5 protein-coding genes and 1 tRNA gene are annotated in these 7,680 nt (G+C 41.0%); 3 read left to right on the forward strand and 3 right to left on the reverse strand.

Features of this window, described 5'->3' with window-relative positions; genetic code table 11:
- Window positions 1–65: 65 nt before the first annotated feature.
- From CALSC_RS19545 to CALSC_RS19555, 3 genes are all read right to left on the reverse strand, one after another.
- Complete coding sequence (locus tag CALSC_RS19545) at window positions 66–1,007, reverse strand: glycoside hydrolase family 17 protein (protein WP_143288313.1); 942 nt, start codon at window positions 1,005–1,007, stop codon at window positions 66–68.
- Window positions 961–1,764 (reverse strand): hypothetical protein, encoded by an 804-nt coding sequence (locus CALSC_RS19550; protein WP_088242958.1) that lies wholly within the window; start codon window positions 1,762–1,764, stop codon window positions 961–963. The genes CALSC_RS19545 and CALSC_RS19550 overlap by 47 nt, the downstream gene beginning before the upstream one ends.
- A 615-nt stretch (window positions 1,765–2,379) precedes the next feature.
- Window positions 2,380–4,650 (reverse strand): IMS domain-containing protein, encoded by a 2,271-nt coding sequence (locus tag CALSC_RS19555; RefSeq protein WP_088242959.1) that lies wholly within the window; start codon window positions 4,648–4,650, stop codon window positions 2,380–2,382.
- Between the two features lie 713 nt (window positions 4,651–5,363).
- Here CALSC_RS19555 and pdhA point away from each other — a divergent pair.
- From pdhA to CALSC_RS19570, 3 genes are all read left to right on the forward strand, one after another.
- Window positions 5,364–6,401 (forward strand): pyruvate dehydrogenase (acetyl-transferring) E1 component subunit alpha, encoded by a 1,038-nt coding sequence (gene pdhA / locus CALSC_RS19560; protein WP_088242960.1) that lies wholly within the window; start codon window positions 5,364–5,366, stop codon window positions 6,399–6,401.
- A gap of 130 nt (window positions 6,402–6,531) precedes the next feature.
- Complete coding sequence (locus tag CALSC_RS19565; RefSeq protein WP_088242961.1) at window positions 6,532–7,368, forward strand: aldose epimerase family protein; 837 nt, start codon at window positions 6,532–6,534, stop codon at window positions 7,366–7,368.
- A gap of 57 nt (window positions 7,369–7,425) precedes the next feature.
- Window positions 7,426–7,497, forward strand: a tRNA-Lys gene (locus CALSC_RS19570).
- The last annotated feature ends 183 nt before the right edge of the window (window positions 7,498–7,680 follow it).

A 7,680-nucleotide genomic window follows, 5' to 3' on the forward strand; every position in this document is an offset into this window, starting at 1 on the left:
AGATAGAAAAGTCCAACAATTTTGGATTGTGGATTTTGGATTTTGGATTGATATACGGGTTTAGTTCAGTTCTCAGATGAAGGTGGCTGTTTACCCATTAACCGCCATCCTAGGCGCTTTGGTGTTCGCTCTGACCGAAAAATTCCCCAATGAGGTTCAACGGGAAGGTGAGTCTTCCAGGGTTGATCATAAGCTTCAAAATAGACAAAAGAGACATCCGTTTTCGCCAGCTCCAGATAGTAACGTTCCTGAGCGGCTTCAGACAACTTACCCTGGGAATCTCCGGTGGTAGGTAAGCCAACCTCTTTGAATAAAACAAAGCGATCGCTCCGTCTTTTAATATCTTCATATACTCCCTTAGTCCATCGGACAGCAGCATCTGAATCGAGCAGGTTGTGAAAATAGGGATGGACGTTAGGAAATACCCAGTCTCCCAATATAAGGAAATTTTTGTCCTTATATTTTTCGATTACCTCTGTTGTCGTTACTGGTTTACCCGTTGCTGAACGCAGGTTTTCCATTACTTGGGAGAGAGTTGATAATTTGTAGCGTCGTGTCATCAATCCCTCATTACCAACACAAAAACCGAGAATGATGGGATTTTTAGCAGCAGCTTTTGCCATAGCCATCTCCTCTGAGCTGGACGGATTCCAGATACCCATAATTAGTCCTTGAAACCCCTCTGATTGAGCTATTTTTGGGAATTCACGACCCATTATCCCCGATGCTCCGTAAGTTACTAATCCAGTGAAACCTGCTTGGCGTAGCACGGCGAGGTCTTCACGAATAGATTTCGCAGTAGCTTCAATGCCCTTATGAGGATTGGCGTTGGTTGGTGAATAAGCAACCCAAACAATACGGGAAACTTGTTCTTCCCATGCACTGGATTTTGCCTCACTACTTACCAGTGAAGTTGTGCTGAATACAACAAATAGTGCAGTCAGGAAGCTAAGGATTACTTTACTTCTTCTCAAACCGAATATCATCCAAATAAAACGTGACACCATTAGGATTATCATTCTGGTTTGTTGCCCAAGCGAACCCGCCGATAATATGCTTAAGATCTGCCTCTTTTAGATCAATCTCAAATTTCTGCCACCCCTGGGTAAGATTTGCTTTTATGCTACGTGGATCAGTTAAACTATCACCATAGGGTTTGTTGATTCCTCCAACTTTGAACTCGATTTTAGTATTCTTTTCTGCCTTAGCCCAGAACACAAGACGGTTGTAGCTGGAAAGGTCAAAACCCTCGCCTTGCAATCCTTTATCTGTACCCCAATTGCCGCGAGGTTGCTGCCAATAAACACCAGCCCATTTACAGGGGGGAGAGTATTCGCATATGTTAGGACTATTTCCTTGAGCTTGATAGACAACTTGGATGGAGGTTTTTCCTGAGTGGGGATTATCCTCAAAAGCTTCATTCATTTGAATATCTCCAACGTCTCCCATATAGCCCGTTGGTTTGTAGTGGTTATTTGGAGAGCTAGTATCCTGGTAGATATAAAATTTAGTCTTGGTAGTAGCTGCTGAAGGTGCTTGTGTTTTACTGGCGATTAGTACTGGAAATTGTATTGTATTAGTAACTGGTGAAAGTATTTGTGTTTTACTGGCGAGTAGAGCTGAAGATTGTGTTTCACTAGCACAGCCCGCCACTATAGCTACGTTGACTGCTGCAAGAATTAGACCTGCCACAGTGCGTAGTTTAGCAGAAAATCTTTTTTCAAATTCTGAATGCTGTATAGCGGATAATATTGCTAAGTACATAAAAGGTTACTCCACTAAGAGCGATGTTCCTTAAGCCTTTAGTATTTGATTCTCACGGAAAGTAAATGCAACCCTGGAGATACTACCCCATTTACTGAATCTCACTTAGTACAGCATTTCATAAATTCGTAACTAATTGAATCTGCCTCTAGTAAGAATTACAGCGATTCAATAATGCTACTAACTTGTACAAAAGTGTACTTAGCTCTCATTGAGTTTCTAGTACGACTAACTCAACTATTGCCTGAATGAATGTACCACTTCATTGGCATGGGGCTAGATTTTAGATGTGTCAAACGGTTCTGTGATTTGGGCTTAACAGAAAGTAAGATTCACTACAAGGGATTAAATTTTGCGTCAAATAAACCCTCAAAAAAAAGCCTAGTCTTCCGAAGAAGGCTAGACTAACACAATACACAATCCAACTAATGAAAAAATACTTATAGAAACCATTAAACACTAAAGTTGACCATTGGTTAACAAAAACCCAAATTATTTGGTGTCTTGTTCCTAGGTGCTAGAGGCTTATAATTCTTGTATTCGGATGTTTTTTCCCAATATCAGACTAAAAATAAATATAGTAGCTCCCTGATAAATTAGCCATACCCATTTATGTTAGCTAATTTTATTGACCACGGACATACTTTGAATCCGCCACTTCCCGTCTTGTTTGATTAAGTCATACCTGACCCGTAATGTTTCATTGTACGACCGTTGCTGATTTATTTGACCGCGCTCATAGAAATTTGCGACTTCATTCACAGAAGCTTCTACGGCTACCTGATTTTTCTCATTTGTGTTGTCATCAACTTTGATATCTGTTATCTGATGTTGGTACAGACGATAGCGATCGCGTTTTTTGTCTTGTTGAGCAATTACTCGCCATTGAGACAAGGCTGGGCCAACCAAAACATTTTCTAAACTATTAACATCATGATTAGATCCCAGCGCTAAAGCTTTGGTTGATAACCAAACTCGAATTACTTCTTTAGCAGTAACCTCTGTCAATTCACCTTTAGGTAATTTGGGTGGACTACCAGGCTGAGGAATCTCAATCAGTGGTTGATTAATTTCCACTGCCACCTGCTTACCTTGTAATGATAGTGCAGGATTAAACAAGTTTCTCAACCACCCAACAGTCATACTTCCCAAAAACCACAGAACTAGGAGACCAGCTATAGAGGTCAAAATAGTAAATCCTAACCTGACTCTGGTATTTCGGGGACGGCGGGTAGTAATTTTCCTACGTCTGCGAGTCCGATTATGGGGATTGACTCCCCTATCTGAATCTTCTACTTTACTAGGCTGACGTTTTCTTGGTTGTTGGTTATGGGTCGTTGAACTATAGAAATATTGGGTTTCATCGAATTCTACGTCTCGATTCGAGTCAAATGAACTGCCATTGACTTTATTTGATGATAAGTGTGGTGATGATACTTGGGTCTTTGTTGTTTTCGATACTGTATGTTCCTGTTCTGTTTGAGCATTACTAGACCCAGTAGGTGACTGTAAATTTTGTCTATTTTCTTGGGAATAATTAGAAGTATTTTTCTGTTTAGCTCTAAAGGAACGAGGGGAAGAACCAAGGGGTTTAGCTGCTGTTTGTGTATCTTCTGTTGGTAGTGATTCTAAATAGGCTTGCACTTGCCGATTAGCAAAGTATTCCTTCAAAGAAGCTGGTTGGTTGACTAAATCTCGAAAATGAGGAAAAACTTCCGCCTCTAACCACCGTTCTGTATATAAACAAAGTCCTGGCAGTAAATCGGGAGAATCTTGAGACTTTTCTCGAATGAATACCAGTGCTTCATACTCTTGACTTAGTTCTAATACCCGACTGGCTTCTTCCGTCTGTCCTAGTAATAAACTACACAAGGATTGTTCTAGGTGAATATCCTGACGTTTACCTAAACCCATCAACATTTGCTTGGCTTGTCTAACTAAAGCCGGTTGATGCTGGGTAAATCCCCGTGCTATCAGGGAATATATGGTTAAATATGTTGCCACTGCAGACGGCCGTTTACTTTCTGCCTCAAATAATTTATGTTGTTCTGCCACCGTTAGATAGTTACGCAATTGCTGAATAAGTCGGAGAAAATCATCTATATTCAGACCAGAGCGATCATCTCCTGCACCATCAATCCCCCTGCGTTCTGACAGAATTGTTTGTAATAATTGCAACCCTTGCTGCCGTTCAGATTGTTTCTCAAGGGGTAGTTGCAATAATTCCAGAATTCTATATGGTCGCAATCTATACAAATCTGACTGAATTTCTGCTTGTATGTTGGGAAATAACTTTTCCTTGATTAAAAGTTCTTCCCCAGTTTCTAAAGAAATGGCAGCATTTTCATAGTTCCCTTGTTGCCATTGTTCCCGCCCTAATTCTAAGCAAGCCAAAGCTATAGTCAGGACAATATCAGGAAATTCTGAAGGTAAATCCCATGACTCCCTAACTGTGGATGTATTTTTATTGTTAGTTAGGTAAGGATGACCAATCTTAAGTACTAGTTCATATTCTCCCAGTTCCTGCAAAATCAGTAAAGCACCAACTAGCTGTTCTGAAGAAATTTCTACACCTAGTTTCTGAGCATCCAGATTTATATTTTCCGGAAATTGACGGTTCTCTACTGCGACTGAGGCTGGTTTGACGCTATCATTCGGTTCGTAGGTATGTGCGAGATAAAGCTGCTCGTAAGCTTTACGCTCTTTTGGATCTGATAAGATCATATACGCTTGTTCGATCAGAGACTTGCGTGATCCAATGGCTGCTTGGGAATATTCCCGTCGCGGTAGTTGCACCATGCGATCATTGTATGCTTGCCGCAACTGTTCATCACTTGCCGCCAATGGTAGTCCTAAAATTCTGTAATAATCTAGCGGTATCTGCACAGCTACTTCCCCTGCAGCGCGATTAATAAAATTTACTTATGGCGTTCCAGGTCTATTAAACCGTGCCATCATCCCAATTGGTGAATTTAACGGTTCAATTTGTTTCCTAACCAATCTGCTTAATTTATTTCCAACATGATTAAAATGTTCATTATATTACAAAATTGAGGTCGTTATTATTGCTAACGCTAAAGTAGCGGCACCATAACACAATTTTATTCGCCTCTTTTGGGAAGCGAACTGGATTGTACCATGATTCAAAAGTAATTACAATGATTTAGTCAAGATATACGGGATTTTACGGGGATTGGCTAAATTGTTAGGAAATATGCAGAAACACTCAATTGGGGGTTGTTATTTTAGTGCTGGAACTAGGGTTTTTTGGATTGCTATTTGAGGAGCGATGTTCCTAGGGGATATCACAGCTTACATATTTTTTACAGGGTGTAATTGCTTAGGTTAGTCTTATTTTCTGGGTACTAACTCAGAACTGAACGGGGACATCTAGAGACTACAAACACAGTTATAATATTCGCACAAAGAAGCATTTTCTTTTATCTCCTCTAGTCTCAAGACGGAGCAATTGGATCGACAGAGGTTCAAGAGGTAAAAAGCTTTAAGACTTCCAAGCACTATACCCTACACCTGCGAGGGTAGCTCCCTTGGCCTCTACTAGTAATTCTCAGTTTTACACCAGGTATATAAGAAAAATAATGGTTCAAGAACGTACAGTCCCCAAATTTAATGCTGCTAGTGCAGAAATTACCAAGTCTGAAGCACTGGAATTATATAAGGATATGGTTCTAGGACGCACATTTGAAGACAAGTGTGCTGAGATGTATTACCGAGGCAAAATGTTTGGGTTTGTCCATTTATATAATGGGCAGGAAGCTGTTTCCAGTGGTATTGTTCGAGGGGCAATGCGACCAGGAGAAGACTTTGTCTGTAGTACGTACCGGGATCATGTCCATGCTTTAAGTGCAGGAGTGCCGGCTAAAGAAGTAATGTCGGAGTTGTTTGGGAAGGCGACAGGTTGTAGCAAAGGACGTGGCGGTTCCATGCATATGTTTTCTGCCAAACATCGCCTATTGGGTGGCTATGCTTTTGTGGCTGAAGGTATTCCTGTAGCTGCAGGAGCTGCTTTTCAATCCAAATATCGCCGGGAAGTATTGGGAGATGAAACAGCAGACCAAGTTACAGCAGCCTTTTTTGGTGATGGAGCTTGTAATAATGGTCAGTTTTTTGAAACATTAAATATGGCTGCTTTGTGGAAGTTGCCAATTATTTTTGTGGTAGAAAATAATAAGTGGGCGATCGGCATGGCTCACGAACGAGCCACTTCTGACCCAGAAATTTATAAGAAAGCCAGCGTGTTTAACATGGTGGGTGTGGAGGTAGATGGTATGGATGTAATGGCAGTCCGTGCTGTTGCTCAAGAAGCCGTAGCCCGCGCCCGTAAAGGAGAAGGTCCAACTTTAATTGAAGCCTTAACTTACCGTTTTCGGGGGCACTCTTTGGCAGATCCTGATGAATTGCGTAGTAAAACCGAAAAGGAAGAATGGTTGTCTCGGGATCCAATTAAAAAGTTTGCTACTTATGTGACTGAAAAAAATCTAGTTACCCAGGAAGAATTAAAGACTATTGATCACCAGATCCAAGAATTAATTAACGAAGCCGTAAAATTCGCTGAAAGTAGCCCTGATCCAGATCCACGGGAGTTGTACCGCTTTGTGTTTGCTGAAGATGAATAGATTTTTGATTGCTAGCACGAGTTGGGGAACATCAACCAGCCGAAAATCTTGAAAAAGTGGTACTAGTTAGGTGCGTGAACCATATTAGTATCACGCACCACTAAATCTGGGACCCAAATTGACTATCGTTATGAACAAACTGAATTTACAGACAGAACAATCTCGGCTAGAAGTTGTACCAGCAAGAGGTGGTATTATAACTAGCTGGCAAGTCCAAGGACAAGAAATTTTTTATCTAGACAAAGAACGTTTTGCCAACCCTGAATTAAGCGTTAGGGGTGGTATGCCAATTTTGTTTCCCATTTGTGGCAACCTACCCGATAATACCTATACCCATAACGGACAGCAATATACCCTTAAACAACATGGCTTTGCCCGCGATTTACCTTGGGAAACAGTCCAACAAGAGGTTACTCCCCAAGAAGCTTGGGTAGCGTTGAGTCTCAAAAGTAACGAACAAACAAAGGCTTTATATCCCTTTGAGTTTCAATTGCAATTTACCTATCACATACTTGGTAATACCCTGGAAATTCGTCAGGAATACGCCAATCTTTCCTCCATACCCATGCCATTTTCCGCAGGCTTTCATCCCTACTTCTGGGTTCCCGATAAAAGCCAGTTGGAGTTTGTGATTCCCTCAAATCAATATCAAAACCAAAAAAGTAAGGAAATTAGTCCTTTTGATGGCAATTTTGATTTCCACCGTGAAGAAATTGATTTTGCCTTTGGTAACCTCAAGAATAATTCAAGTTCTGTCACAGATAAGGGCCGTAAATTAGAACTGATAATGGAATGGGATGATCTTTTTTCTACCTTCGTCTTTTGGACTCTCAAAGGTAAAGACTTCTATTGCGTGGAACCCTGGACAGCTCCACGCAATGCCCTAAATACAGGAGAGCATCTCACCATACTTCCTCCAAGAGCTACTCAAACGGCTACTATACGTCTGAAAACAAAATTTCTCTAATCCTCTTTACAAAACTCCGCCTCTTGGTGTTATAATGCGGGAGTTGTCAAAAAAGAAGGGTCGCTAACTCAACGGTAGAGTACTCGGCTTTTAACCGATTAGTTCTGGGTTCGAATCCCAGGCGACCCATATTTAATCCCAATAGGCTATTTTGCAAGTACTTAACTGCAAAATATCTCTGTTAGTGATATTCATATGTGATAGTCCTAGAACACCGATTCAGTAATGCCAAAATCCGCAGGGTTTGGTGAGAGGGATTGAGAGAAGGACGGAAGGAGTGAAAGAAATAATATTGTTCCCCACACCTCCCAC

It is taken from the genome of Calothrix rhizosoleniae SC01 (assembly GCF_900185595.1).
GTDB lineage: Bacteria > Cyanobacteriota > Cyanobacteriia > Cyanobacteriales > Nostocaceae > Calothrix_A > Calothrix_A rhizosoleniae.